Annotated in this window: 18 protein-coding genes; 5 read left to right on the forward strand and 13 right to left on the reverse strand. The window is 70.7% G+C overall.

What is annotated here, in order from left to right; all coding sequences use genetic code 11:
* Window positions 1–3 precede the first annotated feature (3 nt).
* From MON03_RS12295 to MON03_RS12325, 7 genes are all read right to left on the reverse strand, one after another.
* Complete coding sequence (locus tag MON03_RS12295) at window positions 4–960, reverse strand: aldo/keto reductase (RefSeq protein WP_242088641.1); 957 nt, start codon at window positions 958–960, stop codon at window positions 4–6.
* Window positions 957–1331 (reverse strand): L-rhamnose mutarotase, encoded by a 375-nt coding sequence (locus tag MON03_RS12300; RefSeq protein WP_242088644.1) that lies wholly within the window; start codon window positions 1329–1331, stop codon window positions 957–959. The genes MON03_RS12295 and MON03_RS12300 overlap by 4 nt, the downstream gene beginning before the upstream one ends.
* Window positions 1331–2659, reverse strand: coding sequence for an alpha-L-fucosidase (locus MON03_RS12305; protein ID WP_242088645.1), 1329 nt, complete (start codon window positions 2657–2659; stop codon window positions 1331–1333). Before MON03_RS12305 ends, MON03_RS12300 begins: the two co-directional genes overlap by 1 nt.
* Before the next feature lie 81 nt (window positions 2660–2740).
* A complete protein-coding gene (locus MON03_RS12310; protein ID WP_242088646.1) occupies window positions 2741–3661 on the reverse strand; it encodes a carbohydrate ABC transporter permease in 921 nt (306 codons plus the stop codon).
* Entirely contained in the window at window positions 3654–4619 is a 966-nt protein-coding gene (locus tag MON03_RS12315; protein ID WP_242088647.1) for a carbohydrate ABC transporter permease, read from the reverse strand. The genes MON03_RS12310 and MON03_RS12315 overlap by 8 nt, the downstream gene beginning before the upstream one ends.
* Before the next feature lie 108 nt (window positions 4620–4727).
* The gene (locus MON03_RS12320) at window positions 4728–5966 is read right to left on the reverse strand and encodes an ABC transporter substrate-binding protein (protein WP_242088648.1); all 1239 of its coding nucleotides are present in this window, start codon (window positions 5964–5966) and stop codon (window positions 4728–4730) included.
* A 44-nt stretch (window positions 5967–6010) separates the two neighbouring features.
* The gene (locus tag MON03_RS12325; protein ID WP_242088649.1) at window positions 6011–7351 is read right to left on the reverse strand and encodes an enolase C-terminal domain-like protein; all 1341 of its coding nucleotides are present in this window, start codon (window positions 7349–7351) and stop codon (window positions 6011–6013) included.
* A gap of 161 nt (window positions 7352–7512) precedes the next feature.
* On the opposite strand from MON03_RS12325, the gene MON03_RS12330 reads away from it, so the two are divergent.
* Both MON03_RS12330 and MON03_RS12335 read left to right on the forward strand, forming a co-directional pair.
* Window positions 7513–8766, forward strand: a complete 1254-nt coding sequence (locus MON03_RS12330) for an alpha-hydroxy acid oxidase (protein ID WP_242088651.1) — start codon at window positions 7513–7515, stop codon at window positions 8764–8766.
* 119 nt (window positions 8767–8885) lie between these two features.
* Window positions 8886–9317: a hypothetical protein gene (locus MON03_RS12335; RefSeq protein ID WP_242088653.1), complete on the forward strand. Its 432-nt coding sequence runs from the start codon at window positions 8886–8888 to the stop codon at window positions 9315–9317.
* A gap of 19 nt (window positions 9318–9336) precedes the next feature.
* Here the strand turns inward: MON03_RS12335 and MON03_RS12340 are convergent, their stop codons facing one another.
* The 5 genes from MON03_RS12340 to MON03_RS12360 all read right to left on the reverse strand — a co-directional run bounded on the left by MON03_RS12340 (window position 9337) and on the right by MON03_RS12360 (window position 12315).
* The gene (locus MON03_RS12340; RefSeq protein ID WP_022904135.1) at window positions 9337–9576 is read right to left on the reverse strand and encodes a type II toxin-antitoxin system RelE family toxin; all 240 of its coding nucleotides are present in this window, start codon (window positions 9574–9576) and stop codon (window positions 9337–9339) included.
* Window positions 9577–9604: 28 nt separating this feature from the next.
* Window positions 9605–9868: a type II toxin-antitoxin system prevent-host-death family antitoxin gene (locus tag MON03_RS12345; RefSeq protein WP_242088655.1), complete on the reverse strand. Its 264-nt coding sequence runs from the start codon at window positions 9866–9868 to the stop codon at window positions 9605–9607.
* 45 nt (window positions 9869–9913) lie between these two features.
* On the reverse strand, window positions 9914–10459 hold the full coding sequence (locus MON03_RS12350) for a cysteine hydrolase family protein (protein ID WP_022904137.1): 546 nt from the start codon (window positions 10457–10459) through the stop codon (window positions 9914–9916).
* 64 nt (window positions 10460–10523) lie between these two features.
* The gene (locus tag MON03_RS12355; protein WP_242088657.1) at window positions 10524–11645 is read right to left on the reverse strand and encodes a glycoside hydrolase family 5 protein; all 1122 of its coding nucleotides are present in this window, start codon (window positions 11643–11645) and stop codon (window positions 10524–10526) included.
* Between the two features lie 154 nt (window positions 11646–11799).
* The gene (locus tag MON03_RS12360; protein ID WP_175328154.1) at window positions 11800–12315 is read right to left on the reverse strand and encodes a MarR family winged helix-turn-helix transcriptional regulator; all 516 of its coding nucleotides are present in this window, start codon (window positions 12313–12315) and stop codon (window positions 11800–11802) included.
* A gap of 104 nt (window positions 12316–12419) precedes the next feature.
* Here MON03_RS12360 and MON03_RS12365 point away from each other — a divergent pair, with 104 nt between their 5' ends.
* Both MON03_RS12365 and MON03_RS12370 read left to right on the forward strand, forming a co-directional pair.
* Window positions 12420–13379 (forward strand): NADP-dependent oxidoreductase, encoded by a 960-nt coding sequence (locus MON03_RS12365; RefSeq protein WP_242088659.1) that lies wholly within the window; start codon window positions 12420–12422, stop codon window positions 13377–13379.
* A gap of 9 nt (window positions 13380–13388) precedes the next feature.
* Window positions 13389–14078 carry an NUDIX hydrolase gene (locus MON03_RS12370; protein ID WP_502798671.1) on the forward strand — a complete coding sequence of 230 codons (690 nt, stop codon included), beginning with the start codon at window positions 13389–13391 and terminating at the stop codon, window positions 14076–14078.
* On the opposite strand, the gene MON03_RS12375 is transcribed toward MON03_RS12370, so the two are convergent.
* On the reverse strand, window positions 14053–15234 hold the full coding sequence (locus MON03_RS12375; protein ID WP_242088661.1) for an ROK family protein: 1182 nt from the start codon (window positions 15232–15234) through the stop codon (window positions 14053–14055). The genes MON03_RS12370 and MON03_RS12375 overlap by 26 nt on opposite strands.
* A gap of 134 nt (window positions 15235–15368) precedes the next feature.
* Here MON03_RS12375 and MON03_RS12380 point away from each other — a divergent pair, with 134 nt between their 5' ends.
* Complete coding sequence (locus MON03_RS12380) at window positions 15369–16667, forward strand: ABC transporter substrate-binding protein (RefSeq protein WP_242088663.1); 1299 nt, start codon at window positions 15369–15371, stop codon at window positions 16665–16667.
* Window positions 16668–16672 lie beyond the last annotated feature (5 nt).

Consider the following 16672-nt stretch of genomic DNA (forward strand, 5'->3'; position numbering starts at 1 on the left):
CGTTCAGGCGCTGAGGAGGCCCGCCGTCCGCAGGTCGTCCCAGAGCTCCTCGGGCACGACCGCGGCCGCGCGCTCGGCGTTCGACCGCACCTGCTCGGCGTTCTGCGCTCCGAGGGCGATCGCGCGGACCGCAGCAGCGCGGCGGGGGAAGGCGACGGCGGCCTCGGGCAGCGAGACCCCGTGCCGTTCGCACACCTCCGCAACCGCGGTCGCCCGCTCCACGAGGTGCGCGGGCGCCGTGGCGTAGTCGTAGGTGGCCCCCGGCGCCGGGCGCGGCGAGCTCAACAGGCCGGAGTTGTACACGCCCACCGCGACGACGTCGACGCCGAGCTCCGCGCACCGCTCGACCAGCGCGGCCGCCGGCTGCTCGAGCAGCGTGAACCGGCCGGCGAGCATGACGACGTCGCACAGCCCGGTCTCGACCGCGGCAGCCAGGGCCTCGACGGAGTTCGACCCGACCCCGACCGCTCGCACGACACCCTCGTCGCGGAGGTCGGCGAGCGTCGGCAGCGCCTGGGTCAGGCCGTCGGTGAGCGAGTACACGTCCGGGTCGTGCAGGTAGGCGATGTCGACGTGGTCGAGGCCGAGCCGACCGCGCGACTCGTCGAGCGACCGCCGGACACCGGACGGCGACGGGTCCCACTGCCGCACGGTGTCGTCCGGCACCGCGAACCCGCCGGAGGCCAGGTCGTCCCCGCCGCCGCGACCGGGCACGAGCAGCCGGCCCACCTTGGTCGACACGAGGTACTCGTCGCGGGGACGACCGGCGAGCGCCGCACCGAGCCGGCGTTCGGACAGCCCGAGGCCGTAGTGCGGCGCGGTGTCGAACCCGCGGACCCCGACCTCCCACGCCGCATCGACGGCGGCCCGGGCGTCCTCGTCGGTGACCTCGCGCAGCAGGTTGCCGATGCCGGCGCCGCCGAACCAGAACGGCCCGCGGTCCGACTCGACCGCGCTCACCGGTCGGCCTCGTCCCTCGCGGCGACCGCCGCGACCGCCGCGACCGCTCCGTCCACCTGCGCGGCGAGCGACCAGACCCGCGGCACGCCGTCGTCGCTGCCGGAGTAGTCGTCGGCGGCCTCGAGCAGCGGGTTGACGACCGCTTGCCACTCGGCGTTCACGGGGTCGTCGGCGAGTGACCGACGCATCGCCCGGTAGTCCTCGACCTCGATGAGGTGCACCAGGTCGAGGCCGTCCCGCCAGATCGTCCAGTCGTGCACGCCCGCCTCGCGGAGCCGTGCCGCGAGCGCGGGCGGGACCGTGGCGTGCACGCTGTCGTACGCCGCCTCGCTGCCGGGCCGCAGCCGCGTGCGCGAGAGGATCCGCTGCACTAGTCCTCCTGCAGGAAGAGTTCGACGACCGGCACTGCGACGTCCGGACGGACGATCGGGAGCGTGAGGGTGAGGGTGCCGGCGGGCTGCCCACCGAGGCCGGTGTTCTGCGCACGTGTGCCCGGTGGGATCTCGCGGTAGCGCACCTCGGACGCATCGTTCAGGAGCTGCGCGTACACGACCTTGCCGGCGAGGTCGGGCAGGTGCACGTGTTCGAAGGGCCACGTGAACAGGTGCAGGTAGAGCCGGTTCCCGCGTTGCGTGTAGACCGTGCCCGCCGGGGCCCGGAAGGACGACGGTCCGGCGCCGTACACGGAGCGCGCGTGCTGGTGCATCCACTCCCCGATGCCGGCGAGCGCGCGCCGTGCGACCGGGTCGAACTCCCCGCGGCCGGTCGGTCCGACGTTGAGGAGCATGTTGCCGTTGTTCGAGACCCCGTCGACGAGCATCCGGACGAGCAGGTCGACGCTCTTGACGTCCTGGTTGTCGCGGTCGTAGCCCCACGAGCCGTTGAAGGTCTGGCACGCCTCCCACGGCACCGGGACGCCGTCGACCTCCATCGGCTTGTCCGGCTGGTACTGCTCGGGCGTGACGATGTCGCCCGGGATGTCGAGGCGGTCGTTGACGATGATGCCCGGCTGCAGCCGCTTCGTCAGCGCCATCAGCTCCTCGGACCCCCAGTCGTCGCGGCCCTTCCCGCCCCAGCGGTCCTCGTGGTCGTTGTCCCGGTACGAGAAGTCGTAGAAGAGGTAGTCGATCCGGCCGTACCCGGTCAGCAGCTCCTCGACCTGCCCGTGCAGGTACTCCCGGTACCGGGCCATGTCCCGGCCCTCCTGCAGCCGGGCGATCTCCTCGGGGCTGTCGTCGCGGCGGGGGTGGACGCCGTCGATCGTGAAATCCGGGTGGTGCCAGTCGATGAGCGAGTGGTAGAACCCGATCCGGATGCCCTCGGCCCGGAACGCGTCGACGAACTCGCGGACGATGTCACGGCCGAAGCGGGTGTTCGTCGCCTTGTACTCGGTGAGCTGCGAGTCCCACAGCGCGAAGCCCTCGTGGTGCTTCGTCGTGAGGACGGCGTACTTCATGCCGGCCTCGCGTGCCCGACGCGCCCAGTCGGTGGGGTCGAACAGGTCCGGGTCGAAGTGGTCGAAGTACTTCTGGTAGTCGTCGTCGGTGATGCGCTCGCGGTTCTTCACCCACTCGTGCCGGGCCGGGAGCGCGTAGAGCCCCCAGTGGATGAACAAGCCGAACCGATCGTGCGTGAACCACGCGGGCAGACCGCCCGCGTCGGTCTCGGTCTGCGGTGCAGCAGGTGCGGTGATGGTCATGAGGGCCAGTTTCCTTCCAGGGGGACGAACCAGGGACGAACGAGGACGGACGGGAGGCGCGGCGCGCCTCGACGGGGTCGGCTACCTGCCGCCGAGGCCGGAGGTGACGATCCCCCTGACCAGGTGCTTCTGCAGCAGGACCAGCAGGATCACGGTGGGCAGCATCGAGATCACCGAGGCGGCCATCACGAGGTTCCACTCCGAGCCCTGCTGGCCGAAGAACTGCTGCAGGCCGAGCGGGATCGTGCCGTGCGCTTCGACGTCGTTGACGACGACGAGCGGCCAGAGGAACGAGTTCCAGTAGGAGATGAACGAGAACACCGCGAGCACGGCCATCGTCGGTCGCGCGAGCGGCAGCATCACCGACACGAAGGTCCGGATGGCCCCGGCGCCGTCGACGCGGGCCGCGTCGTCGAGCTCCTGCGGCACGGTGAGGAAGAACTGTCGGATCAGGAACGCGCCGAGTGCGGTGAACGCCCACGGGACGATGAGCGCCTGGAACGTGTCGACCCATCCGAAACCCTGCATCATCACGTACATCGGGATGACGAGCACGTCCTGCGGGATCATCAGCGTGACGAGGAACAGCATGAACACCGTGTTGCGTCCCCGCCAGCGGAGCCGGGAGAACGCGTAGCCGGACAGCACGGCGACGGCGACGTTGATCGCGGTGCCCGCTGCCGCGACGAGCACCCCGTTGAGGATGAAGCGTGCGAACGGCAGGTAGGTGAACGCCTGCACGTAGTTGTCCCACTCGAGCGATCGGCCCCAGAGCGTCGGCGGCGTGGTGAACACCTGGTCGGCCGGCTTGAGGCTCGTCGCCACCATGTAGACGAGCGGCGAGACGAACAGCAGGGCCACGAGGCACAGCAGCGCGTAGCCGATCGCGTGCCGGACCCGCCCGGGTCGCGGCGCGGCAGCGGTGCGCGGGATCGCTCGCGGGTTGACCGTCCGGTTCGACGTCGTGAACCCGCGTGTGCGGGTCCGGGTCAGTTCACTCATAGTGCACCCACCGCTTCTGTCCGAGGAACTGGACGGCCGTGATCCCGAGGATGATGACGAACAGCACCCAGGCGCCGGCGGAGGCGAGGCCGAGCTGCTGGTTCTGGAAGCCCGTGTTGTAGATGTACTGCACGAGGGTCTCCGTGGCCGTCCCGGGTCCGCCCTTCGTCAGCACGAACGGCTGGACGAACACTTGGAACGAGGTGATGAGGGTCATCATCGTGGCGAAGAACACGGACGGCGAGATGAGCGGGAACTTGATCGCCCAGAAGGTCTGCCACGCGTTCGCGCCGTCGAGCTGCGAGGCCTCGATCTGGTTCTCCGGCACTGCGTCGAGCGCGGCGGAGAAGATCAGCATGTTGTAGCCGAAGCCCTGCCAGACGCTCATCGCGACGATCGCGAGCATCGCCCAGTGCTCGTCGGCGAGGAAGTTCGGCGCGTGCACGCCGACGGTCGACTGCAGCGACGCGTCGATCGCGCCCCCTGGCTGGTAGAGCATGCGCCAGACGACGACGTTCGCGACGATCGGGGTGATCGTCGGGATGAAGAACAGCACGCGGAACACGTGCCGCCCGGCGATGCGCGGCGTCAGCCACGCGGCGAGCCCGAGCGAGACGACGAGGTTGAGCGGTACGTAGAGCACAACGAACAGGGCCGTGTTGAGCGTCACCGTCCGGAACACCGGGTCCTGGAACAGCCGCGCGTAGTTCTCGACGCCCGCCCAGCTGCGTTCGCCGAGCATCGGCCAGTTCATGAAGCTGACGACGAGCGACGCGATGATCGGGAACGCCGTGAAGACGACGAGGCCGATCGAGTGCGGCGCGGCGAACGCCGCGCCCCACCAGGAGCGTCGGCCGACGGCGCCGGCGACGTCGCCCTTCCGGCGTGGGGTCGTCCTGCCGGTCGCGACGGCGGTCGCGACGGCCGGTACGGCCGGTGGGTCCTGGATGGTGGTCATGCGACGACCTCCTCGTCGTTCACGCGGTCCTGATCCGGTGGATGGGGCGGACGGGAGGCGGTGCTTGCGACGCGAGCACCGCCTCCAGTCCGGCGGTCGGAGCGCTGGCTACTGGGTGCCGAGCTGACCCGCGATGGAGGACATGGTCTCCTTGCCGGAGGTCTGCCCGTTCACCGCCTGGAGCGCGTACTGCGTGAACAGCTGCGAGAGCTGGTCGCTCTGCTTGTTCCCGAGGAGCGGCGAGGACTTCGCGAGGGCAGCCTTCAGCGCCGGTTCGGCACCGTCGATGCCGGCGCTCGAGTACCAGGCGCTCTGCGCGGCTGTCCGCCCCGGGAACGCGCGTCCTTCCTTCGCGAGTTCGGTGAGGACCTTCTCGCTCGTCATCGTCTGGACGGCCTTGAACGCCTGCTCGGGGTACTTGCACTGCTTCGACACGCCGAAGCCGGAGCCGGCCGCGAAGGTCGACGGGCCCGACGTCCCGGACGGCAGCGTCGTCACGCCGAGGTCGAACTCGACCTTCGCCTTCTGGCTGATGAGCGACCACGGACCGTCCGTGTACATCGCGACCTTGCCGGCCGCGAAGTCGTTGCTCGACTGCGAGCCGTCGGACGACGCCTGCGAGGCGTAGCCCTGCTTCACCAGGCTCGCGAGCCAGTCGAGACCGTCGGCGAACTTGCTGTCCGTGGCATCGATCTTCCCCGAGCTCGTGATCACGCGACCGCCGTTGTAGCCGTAGATCATCGATTCGAGGTTGAGGTCGGTGACGGTCGACCCGAACATCGTGACGCCCTTGGCCTTGAGTGCGGCGCCGGCCTTCTCGAACTCGTCGACGGTCCAGCCCGGTTCCGGTTCGGCGACCCCGGCCTTCTCGAAGACGTCCTTGTTGTAGAACATCATGATGGGGCCGGTGTCGTACGGGAGCCCGTAGAGCTTGCCGTCGACCTTCATCCCGTCGAGCGCGGTCTGGTCGAAGGCGGAGAGGTCGACCCCGTCCTGCTTCGCCAGGTCGTCGAGGGGCAGGAGTGACGACGTGTAGTTCGCCGTCCGGAGCGACTGCATGCTCACGACGCACTGGGCACCGCCGGTGGTCAACTGCGTGCTGAGCTTCGTGAAGTAGTTCTCGAACGGTGCGCCCTGGATCGTCAGGGTGATGCCGTCCTCGGACTTCACCGTGTCAGCGACCTTCTGCCACGCGGCCTTGTCCTCCTTCCCGGCGATCCACATGGACCAGGTCAGGGCGTCCTTCGACTGGCTGCCGCCGGCACTGCTGCCCGCGGAACACCCGGTCAGGACGAGGGCTGCTGCGGCCGCGGCCGCCACCCCCGCGATGAGTCGTCGTCGTTGCATCGGTCTCTCCACTCCGTCGTGGTGATGGTGTTCGGTGGCGTCGATCAGGCGACCCGGGCGGCGTCGCGGACCGGCATCGCCGGCGCTTCCATCGCCCAGATCGGTCCGTCGGGGTAGGTGTACGCGTCGAGGGACTCGGCGAGCATCTCGGTGCCCGCGCCCGGTGCGGACGGCGGCCAGTAGCGGCCGTCGTGGACGTCGACCGGTGTCACGAAGTGCTCGTGCAGGTGGTCGACGAACTCGATGCACCTCGTGTCCAGGTCCCCGGTCAGGGCGACCGCGTCGAACATCGACAGGTGCTGGACGGCCTCGCACAGTCCGACGCCCCCGGCGTGGGGGCAGACCCGGACACTGTGCTTCGCCGCGAGGAGCAGGATCGCGAGGTTCTCGTTGACGCCGGCGACCCGGGTCGCGTCGATCTGCAGGACCGACATCGCCTCGGCCTGGATGAGCTGCTTCGCGATGACCCGGTTCGCCATGTGCTCGCCGGTGGCGACCGGGATGGGCGCGATGCGACGGGCGATGGCGGCATGGGCGAGGACGTCGTCGGGGCTCGTCGGTTCCTCGACCCAGGCGATGTCGAAGGGGCGGAGCCGTTCGATCCACGCGACCGCCTCGTCGACGTCCCACCGCTGGTTCGCATCGATCGCGATGCGGATGTCGGGACCGACGACCTGCCGAGCGATCCGCATCCGTCGGACGTCTTCCTCGACGTCCGCACCGACCTTGAGCTTCACCTGCGCGAACCCCTCGTCGACGGCCTCACGGCAGAGCCGGGCGAGCTTCTCGTCGTCGTAGCCGAGCCACCCCGGGGTCGTGGTGTAGGCCGGGTACCCCTCCCGCTCGAGCCGACGCCTCCGCTCGGCCCGGAGCGGCTCGGCCTCGCGGAGGAGCGCCAGCGCATCGGACGGGGTGATCGCGTCGGTGAGGTAGCGGAAGTCGACGAGGTCGACGAGTTCCTCGGGGGTCATGTCGGCGAGCAGCGCCCAGAGGGGCTGTCCCGCCCGCTTCGCCTTGAGGTCCCACAGTGCGTTCACGACCGCGCCGATGGCCATGTGCATGACGCCCTTCTCCGGGCCGAGCCAGCGCAGCTGCGAGTCGTGCACGAGGTCCCGCCACGTCCCGCCCATGTCGGCGAGGAGCGCTTCGGCGTCGCGTCCGACCACGTGCGTCCGCAGGGCCGCGATCGCCGCCTCCTGGACCTCGTTGCCGCGACCGATCGTGAAGACGAACCCGGTGCCGACGTGTCCGTCGTGCTCGTCGGTGCTGAGTTCGACGTAGGCGGCGGAGTAGTCCGGCGCGGGGTTCATCGCGTCGGACCCGTCGTGCTCCCGCGAGGTCGGGAACCGGACGTCCCGGACGTGCAACCCGGTGATGCGGCTCATCGTGTCTCCTACCCGTTCGATCGCCGTCGACCGAACGAGGTCATCAAAACATCGGATGTCTTTCTCGTCAAGCCTCGTTATGTGGAGTCGCTTGCCGTTTGCGTCCGCCATTCATAGGATGACTCCATCGCGCACCGCAGCGCGGTCGAACGGAGACGACCATGGACCGAACGCGCCCGCAGATCGAACGGCGGCTGCCGAGGGTTCGGGACTTGGCGCCGTTGCTGCAGTTCAAGAAGCCCACGCTGCCGGGCCGGCGGCAGCGGCTGGACTCCGCGCTGACGATCTGGGACCTCCGAGCGATCGCTGCCCGGCGCACCCCTCGTGCGGCGTTCGACTACACCGAGGGCGCCGCGGAGGCCGAGATCAGCCTCGCCCGGGCACGGCAGGCGTTCGAGGACATCGAGTTCACCCCCGCGATCCTCCGCGACGTGTCCCACGTCGACACGTCCCGGGACGTCCTCGGGGCGCCGACCGCGCTGCCGTTCGGGATCGCCCCCACCGGCTTCACCCGCATGATGCAGACCGAGGGCGAACGCGCCGGCGCACGCGCCGCCGGACGCGCCGGCATCCCGTTCTCGCTGTCGACGATGGGCACCACCGCCATCGAGGACGTCAAGGCCGCGAATCCGCATGGCCGGAACTGGTTCCAGCTCTACATGTGGAAGGACCGCGACAAGAGCATGGCGCTCGTCGACCGGGCAGCGAAAGCCGGGTTCGACACGCTGCTGGTCACCGTCGACGTCCCCGTCGCCGGCGCCCGACTCCGCGACAAGCGCAACGGCTTCTCGATCCCGCCGCAGCTGAGCGCCCGCACCGTGCTGAACGCGATCCCCCGGCCGTGGTGGTGGTTCGACTTCCTCACCACCGAACCCCTCGCGTTCGCGTCCCTCGACCGCTGGTCCGGCACCGTCGGGGAGCTCCTCGACCACATGTTCGACCCCACCGTCACCTACGAGGACCTGGCCTGGATCCGGGACCAATGGCCCGGCAAGGTCGTCGTCAAGGGCGTCCAGTCCCTCGACGACGCCAAACGGTTGACGGCGATGGGCGTCGACGGGATCACCCTGTCCAACCACGGCGGCCGGCAGCTGGACCGCGCACCCGTGCCGTTCCACCTGTTGCCGTCCGTGGTGAAGGAAGTCGGCGCGGACACGGAGGTGCACCTCGACACCGGCATCATGTCCGGCGCGGACATCGTCGCCGCCGTCGCGCTCGGTGCGAAGTTCACGATGGTCGGCCGCGCCTACCTCTACGGGCTCATGGCCGGCGGCGAAGCCGGCGTCGACCGCATGATCCAGATCCTGTCCGAACAGATCGAACGCACCATGCGCCTGCTCGGCGTCGCCACCCTCGACGAACTCCGACCCGGACACGTCACCCAACTCCAACGCCTCACACCCATCCCACGCTGACCCGGTGGCCCGGTGACCCGGGGGCCCGGTGACCCGGTGACCCGGTGCCCCGGTGAACCGGCGCCCCGGTGACCGGATCGTGACCCGTACCGCCGGCTGACCGTGGTGTCATGGGGCGCATGGGGTGGAGAACGACGCGGACGGTGACGGTGGCGGCACTCGTCGTGGCGCTCGGGGTGTCGAGCGCGGGGTGCTCCGCGGTCAGCAGCAGCGCGGGGTCGTGCGCCGGAACGGAGATCCGTCTCGGTGACTCGGACCTCCGCCCCGGCGGGCAGGTCACGCTCAGCGTCGACTGGATGTGGCAGACGTGCGAGGACACCGGCGGGACGCCTCGCGCCTCGGATGACGTCGCGGTGACGATCACGCCGGCCTCGACGGGGCGGGCGGTCGTGCTCGGGCGTCCGACGCCGGAGGGGTCGCGCTTCCGGGTGGCGGGTCGGTTCGAGCTGCCCGACGACCTGCCGTCGGGAGACGCCGTGCTCGGGGTGCACAGCACGGTCGGGGACCGCGCGGGCGCGGACGTTCCGGTGACGATCGCCGCAACGGGCTGAACCGGTGCGGGACCGGACGTCAGCGGTACACGTCGTGTCGGTGTCCGATGGTCAGGACGAGCACGACCAACCGATCATCAAGGACCTCGTAGACGATCCGGTGGTCCCCCACGCGGACACGCAGTTCTCCGGGTCTGCCGACGAGTGCGGTCATGCCGGGCGGACGTGGGTTGGTCTGCAGGAGGACGAGCGCGGCGAGGATCCGGCGCTGCACCGGTCGATCGAGCTTGCCGAGGGTCTTCGCGGCACGTTTCGTCAACTCGACGGCGTACCGAGGTGGTGCAGCCTCAGTCAAGCTCGATCCCGAGCTCCCGCGCGACGTCCGCGAGCGGCAGCGTCTCCGGGTCGTCCTCGAGCTCGGCGCGGACAGCGTCGACCGCGGCTCGGTCGATCGCGTCGTCCAGCGCGGCGAGCGCCCGGTGCGCCAGGTCGGCATCGAGGACGACGACCTGTTCACGACCGCGGATCGTGATGCCGACGGGCTCGCGGTGTGCATGGTCGAGGAGGTCGGACCACCGCTGTCGAGCCTCACTGGCCGGGAAGGAGTACATGTACGGATCGTACGATCCGTACGTTTCGTACGTCAAGGTGTGGCATCAGGCGTCGAGGAGGTCCTTGCTCCGGACCACGGTGGCGAAACTGCCGTCGAGCGCGGCCAGGAACGCCGCGTGGACCGACGCGCCGGGGACGGTCGTGTCGCCGAGCGTGAGGTCGGGGGCGGCGCAGGCGTCGGCCACCACCGTGCACGCGAAGCCGAGCTCCGAGGCGGCGCGGGCGGTCGAGTCCACACACATGCTGGTCATCATCCCGACGACGACCAGGTCGGTGACGCCCCGGTCACGGAGAAGCCGCTCGAGGCCGGTGCCGATGAAGCTGTTCGGCTCGTGCTTCTCGACGACGGTCTCGCCTGCCCGCGGTTCGACATCGGGGTGGAAGGCCACGCCGGGCGTCCCGGGCACGAAGAACCCGGCATCGGGATCGGTGGCGGTGTGGAAGACGTGCACGACGTCCTCGCCGGTCTCGCGGAAGTGGCGCAGCACGGCGCCGGCGGCATCGGCGGCTGCCTCCGGCTCGACGAGCGGGAACGCTCCACCGGGGAAGTAGTCGAGCTGGACGTCGATGAGGAGCAGCGCACGGGTCATGCCCCGATCATGCCCGTCGGGCGCCCGGTCCGTGCCGGGTGCCCGACGGGTCGGCGAACCGCGATCAGCCGACCGTGAACGGGGCGCGACGACCCGCACCCCACGCCCAGTGCAGGAGCGCGACGCCGGACTGGTTCGTCACCGCGAGCGACAGGTGTTTCCCGGACCCCTGGATGGTGGTCAGACTGTAGGTGTCGTCGGTCCGCAGCCCTGGCCAGTACACGGCGCCGAGGTGCCGCTCCCGGGCGATCGTCGTCACCGTCTGCAGGAACGCGACCGAGTTGTCGGCGTCGGCGTTGCCGGTCGTCGCGGACCCGCGGTAGTCGATGCCGGTCGTCATCGGGACGCCGAACTCGTCGAGCACGGTGCGGGCCGAGCAGGCCTGGTCGCCCAGGCGCGACTCGAAGTCGGCGGCCCACCCGGCGGCGTCGTGCGTGCCCCAGAAGCCGTAGTAGTGCTGCGAGACGTAGGTACCGGCGAACGCCGGCGCAGCACAGACCGCGTCGACGTGGTCGTTGTAGCCGACCCCGCTGACGAACACACGGTCACGCGGGATGCCGCGGGCGGTGTACCGGTCGACCCAGTCCGTCGCGACCTGGATCCACTGGTCGGCGGTGTACCCGAAGGGCTCGTTCATCGGCTCGAAGTACACGCCGCGGTCATGGGCGTAGGTCGTGGTGAGCGTGTCCCACATGGCGGTCCAGGCAGCCGGGTCGTCCACGCGCCCGTCCTTACTCGCGCCGTCCCCTTCCCAGTAGCCGAGGACGACGCGGAAGCCCTCGTGCCGGGCGGCGTCGATCGCGCCCTTGTACGAACGCCACCAGGCGGTGCCGACCGAGGAGGGGTTGACCGGTATCCGGACGGTGTTCGCGCCGAGGTCCTTCCGGAAGCCACGGATGATCCGCTCCGATGTCCGGTAGACGGTGCGGTAGTCGTCGCTCGTGGCGAGTCCGGACAGCACGACCGGGCCGTTCGCGTAGTTGTCGCGAGGGTCGGCCCAGTTGACGCCGTGGAACTGCGTCGGGTCGAGTGCGGGTGCGGGCTTCCCGTGTGCGGCGGTCGCGGCCGCCGGGGCGGGTGCCCCGGTCGCGACGGCGGGGCTCGCGAGCGCGAGGGCGGTGGCGCCGGCGAGTGCGGCGAGCGATGCGGTGAGGAGTCGTCCCCGCCGGGTGGTCGGTGCGTGCATGTGTGCGTGCTCCCTGTCTGCTCCGTTGCAGCGGCACGGCGTCGTCGCCGAGCCGGAGTCGATCGTCACCCGCGGGTCCCTTCCGCCATGGCAACGTCAACATGCACGAGCGTTCCACCGCTTCGTCGAGGTGTCAACGCTCCTGCGGGCCCGTTCAGTCGACGGATGCGCTGCGTCGACGACGGGACGTCGCGGAGCGCGGCGGCACGCTGCGCAGGTGGTCACGCACGACGCCGAGCACCCGCCCGAGGTCCTCGACGTCGTGCGGGCCGATCGCGTCGAACACCAACTCACGGAGGAGCGCGACGTGTCCGGGGAAGACTGCGCCGAGCTTCGATCGCCCGGCGTCGGTGAGGGTGACCATGACACCCCGTTCGTCGTCCGCCGCCTGCCCGCGGGCGAGGAGCCCGGATCGCTCGAGCAGGCCCACCTGGTAGGTCAGACCGCTGCGGCTGATCACCACGCCGTCGGCGAGTTCGGTCATCCGCCGACTCCCACCGGGGGCGTCACCGAGGGTGGCGAGCAGCTGGAACTGCACGTGACTGAGGTCCCCGGCGTCGCGGAGCTGCTGCTCGACCGCGTGCCGGACGAGGTTCCCGACCTCGATCAGGGCGAAGTACGCCGCGAGCTCACTGGCGTCGAGGGTCGTGCTCGGTTCGGATCCGGACATGACTGCATCCTACCTGTTGCTTCGAATTCGAAGCAGTGGTACCGTCCTCGCCAGATGCTTCAAATTCGAAGCAGATGACGCTCCACCAACGAAAGGGCAAGATCATGCGAGCAGCGCGTTTCCACGAGGTCGGCGGTCCGGAGGTCCTGCGGATCGAGGACGTCGATCGTCCGACGCCGGGTGCCGGTGAGGTCCTGGTGCGGGTCGCCGCGTCGGCCTACAACGCGGCGGACAACGGCATGCGGGGCGGCTTCCTCCCGATCCCCGTCGTGCTCCCGCACGTCCCCGGGTACGACGTGTCGGGCACGGTCGAGCAGGTCGGGGACGGCGTCACGGACCTCCGGCTCGGTGACGCCGTGATCGGGTTCCTCCCCATGGAGCGGGACGGCGGCGCCGCGGAGTTCGTGGTCGCCCCGGCCGAGTCGCTCGTCCCGGCACCGTCGGGCATCTCGCTCGCGGACGGGGCGGCACTGCCCTCCGTGGCGCTCACCGCATGGCAGGCGGTCTTCGACGAGGGCCGGCTGACCGCCGGGCAGCGACTGCTGGTCGTCGGAGCCGGCGGGGTCGTCGGGAAGTACGCCGTCCGGCTCGCGGAGCGCGCGGGCATCGAGGTCGTCGCGACGGCGAGCCCGCGCAGCGCCGACGCAGTGCGCGCGGCCGGTGCGGACGTCGTCGTCGACCACACCACCGAGGACCTCCTGACCGCGGTCGACGGGCAGGTCGACGTGCTGCTCAACCTCGCCCCCCTCGAGCCGGAGCGGTTCGCTTCCCTGGTCGCCCTGGCCCGCGACGGTGGCACGGTCGTGAGCACGACGGCGTTCATCGCCACCCCCGGCGACGAGGACCGCGGGGTCCGGGCGGTCACGGTGTTCGTGCAGCCGGACCGGCAGCGCCTGACCGAACTCGTGCGCCTGGTGGACACCGGCGAGCTGGACGTCGAGGTGACGCGGCGCATCCCGCTCGCGGACCTGCCGGCACTGCACGCCGAGGGCGCCGCCGGTCGCATCGCCGGCAAGGTCATCGTGCTGGCCGACGGCGACGGCTCCGCAGCGCCGTCCGCCTAGGGTGGGGACGTGAGCGACGAGCAGGCACGGGCAGCGCTGGCGACGGTCGGTCGGGAGACCACCGCGCCGCTCGTGCCGACGCTCCCGACCCTCCGCTCACCCCGGCGCGCCGCCGTCCTCATGCTCTTCGGCGTCCTGGACGACCACCCGAGCGACCGCCGCGCGTCGGCGCCGAGGGTCTCCGACGACCTCGACGTCCTGCTCCTCCGGCGCGCGGACACGCTCCGCGCCCACCCGAGCCAGGTGGCCTTCCCCGGGGGTCGGATCGACGCAGGCGACGCCGACGCCGCGGACACCGCTCTCCGCGAAGCGCACGAGGAGACCGGGCTCGACCGGACCGGCGTCGACGTCCTCGGGGTCCTCCCAGCGGTACCGCTCGCCCACTCGAACCACCTCGTCGAGCCGGTGGTCGCATGGTGGCGCGCACCGTCGCCCGTCCGGGCCGTCGACGAAGGCGAGTCGGCCACGGTCTTCCGGGCCCCGGTCGCCGACCTGCTCGACCCGGCACACCGTGGTGTGACCGTGATCCGGCGGGAGGGTCAGGAGTGGCGCGGTCCGGCGTTCACCCTCGACACGGCACACGGGACGGAGACCGTGTGGGGCTTCACGGCGATGCTGCTCGACGCACTGTTCGACCGACTGGGGTGGACGGAACCGTGGGACGACCGGGCCGTCATCCCGCTGCCAGCGGAACGCTGACCACGGGAGGGACGGGGAGCGACAGCGCGAGCGGCTCCGACCGGACCTCGTCGAGCGCCCGGGCGACGGCACCGAGCACGACGACGTCGGCTCCGAGCCTCGAGGCGACGAGCTCCGGGACGGGGTCGTAGTCCCAGCCGGCGAGGTGCACGCGAGCCCGTTCGAGCACGGGCCCGACGGCATCCGCGATCGCGCCCGCGACGACGACGCGGTCGATGTCGAGCAGGCTCGCGAGGACGACGCTCACCCGGGCCAGACGGTCTCCGAGCCGGTCGACGACCTCGACCGCGACGGGGTCACCGAGCGCTGCGGCCTCGAACAGCCGCTCCGAACCGTTCCGCCCGGCGAGCAGCGACCCCGCCGGGACCCGCTCGGCGGCCTCCGCGACGAGCAGGCGCGCCGTCGCGCCGATGCCCTCGGGCGATCCCACCCCGTCCACCAGGTCGAGCACGCGCATCTCCCCCGCGCCGCCACGGGGACCCCGCAGCAGGAAGCCGTCGACGACGATGCCGGCACCGAAGCGCTCGCCCGACAGCAGCGCGGCGAACGAGGCGTCCCCCGACGACGGTCGCTCCGCGAGTGCGGCGAGGTTCGCGTCGTTCTCGACCACGACCCGGCCGGACCCGGCGAGCGAGGCGAACCCGGGGTTCATCCGGTCCCAGTAGCCACCGTCCCGGGGCGAGACCCCCCGCCCGTCGACCGGTGCCGGGATCCCCACGACCACCACGAGCACCCGGTCGGGATCCACGCCGGCGTCCGCGACCGCCGAGGCGACGGCGTCACGGACGGCGCCGAGCCGGACGTCGACGTCGAGCCCGGTCTCGCCGAGCGAGGCTACTGCGCGACCGACGACGGTGCCGCGGAGGTCCGCCACGGCGACGGACACCCGGTGCTGCCCGGCATCGACGCCGACGACGACCCCGGCGCGGTCGTCCAGGGCGTAGCGCCGTGCAGGTCGACCCTTGTGGTACTCCCCCGCCGCCCGGGCGTCGTCGAGCGCCCGGAGCCAGCCGAGTTGCACGAGTTCACCGCACGCCGCGAGCACCGTGGACCGCGTGAGCCCCGTCGCACCGATGGCCTCGGTCGCCGTGAACGCCGACGAGTCGAACGCGTACGCGAGGACGACCTCGGCACTCGATCGACGGGACGGCTGCATGCCCGCACCCTACCGCGACACGAGTTGCTTGCGCGATTAGATTTTGTCGCTAGATTTAGTCCTGCGAGTCGGCACCGGAGCCGGCCCGCGGCGCGGAACGGCAGGGACGCCGGGTCCGCGCGGACGGAGACGACGTGCAACCACACGCCACGAAGGGGACGGCCGCCGCGGTCAGTCGCAGGTCCTTCCTGCTCGGTGCCGGCGGCATCGGTGCGGGCCTCGCGCTCGCCGGGTGCGCCCCGCTCGGGTCCTCGAGCTCACGCCCCGAGACCATCACGTTCTACGTGTCGAAGCCCGAGGTCATCGGCTACTTCGACGACGTCATCGCCAAGTTCCACGACAGCCAGTCGAAGATCCGCGTCATCCGCGACTCGACGTCGAACATGTCCGCGAACTTCGTCCGGAACCGGCCGCCGGACCTCGGGTGCCTGAACTACAACTACGCGATGGTGTCGTTCGTCGAGCACGGTGCGCTGACCGACCTGGGCGACCTGCCCGAGAAGGACACGATCAACCCGGACCTCTGGCCGCTCATGCGGCAGACCGCCGACCACCCGGGTCGGACGAGCGTGCTGCCGTACTCGGTGACCGCCGCCTCGGTGATCTACAACAAGCGGATCTTCGCCGATCAGGGCATCGAGGTCCCGACCACCTGGAGCGAGTTCCGCTCCGTGTGCGAACGCCTCACGAAGGCCGGCATCACCCCGATGTACGGCACGTACAAGGACAACTGGACCATCGCCCAGGGCATGTTCGACTACTCCGTCGGCGGCATGCTCGATCTGCAGGAGACGTTCGCGGCGCTCGACCGCGAGGGCACCCAGGTCGGGAAGGGCTCCCGCGTCTCGTTCGAGAAGGACTTCGCCGCTCCCGTCGACCGCATGGTGGACCTGCTGCAGTGGCACCAGGAGGGTGCCGCCAGCCGCGGGTACGGCGACGGCAACCTCGCGTTCGCGCAGGGCAAGGCCGCGATGTACCTGCAGGGGCCGTGGGCGCTCGGCGAGATCGCGAAGTCGAGCAAGGACATCGAGCTCGGCACGTTCCCGTTCCCCGCGACCGACGACGCCGGCGACAACAAGGTGCGCGTGAACGTCGACCTCGGGCTCTGGATCCCGGAGGCGTCCCGGAAGCAGGAGGCGGCGCGCGAGTTCCTGTCGTTCCTCATGAGCCCGGCGGTGAACGACCAGTACAACGCCGACAACAACGGCTTCGGCGTCCGGAAGGACTCGCCGCCGGCGTCGAACCCGGCGCTCCGCGGCATGCAGGACTCGTACGACCAGGCGAACTTCTACCTGGGTGCCTCGCAGCTGATCCCCGCAGAGATCCCGGTGGCGAACTACCTGCAGTCCATCGCCTTCGGCGGTGCCCCCGCTCCCCAACTCCGCACCCTCGACGGCGACTGGGCGCGTCTCGCGCTCCGCACGGCCGCGTAAGGAGA

This window comes from Curtobacterium sp. DN_7.5 (assembly GCF_022655355.1).
GTDB lineage: Bacteria > Actinomycetota > Actinomycetes > Actinomycetales > Microbacteriaceae > Curtobacterium > Curtobacterium luteum.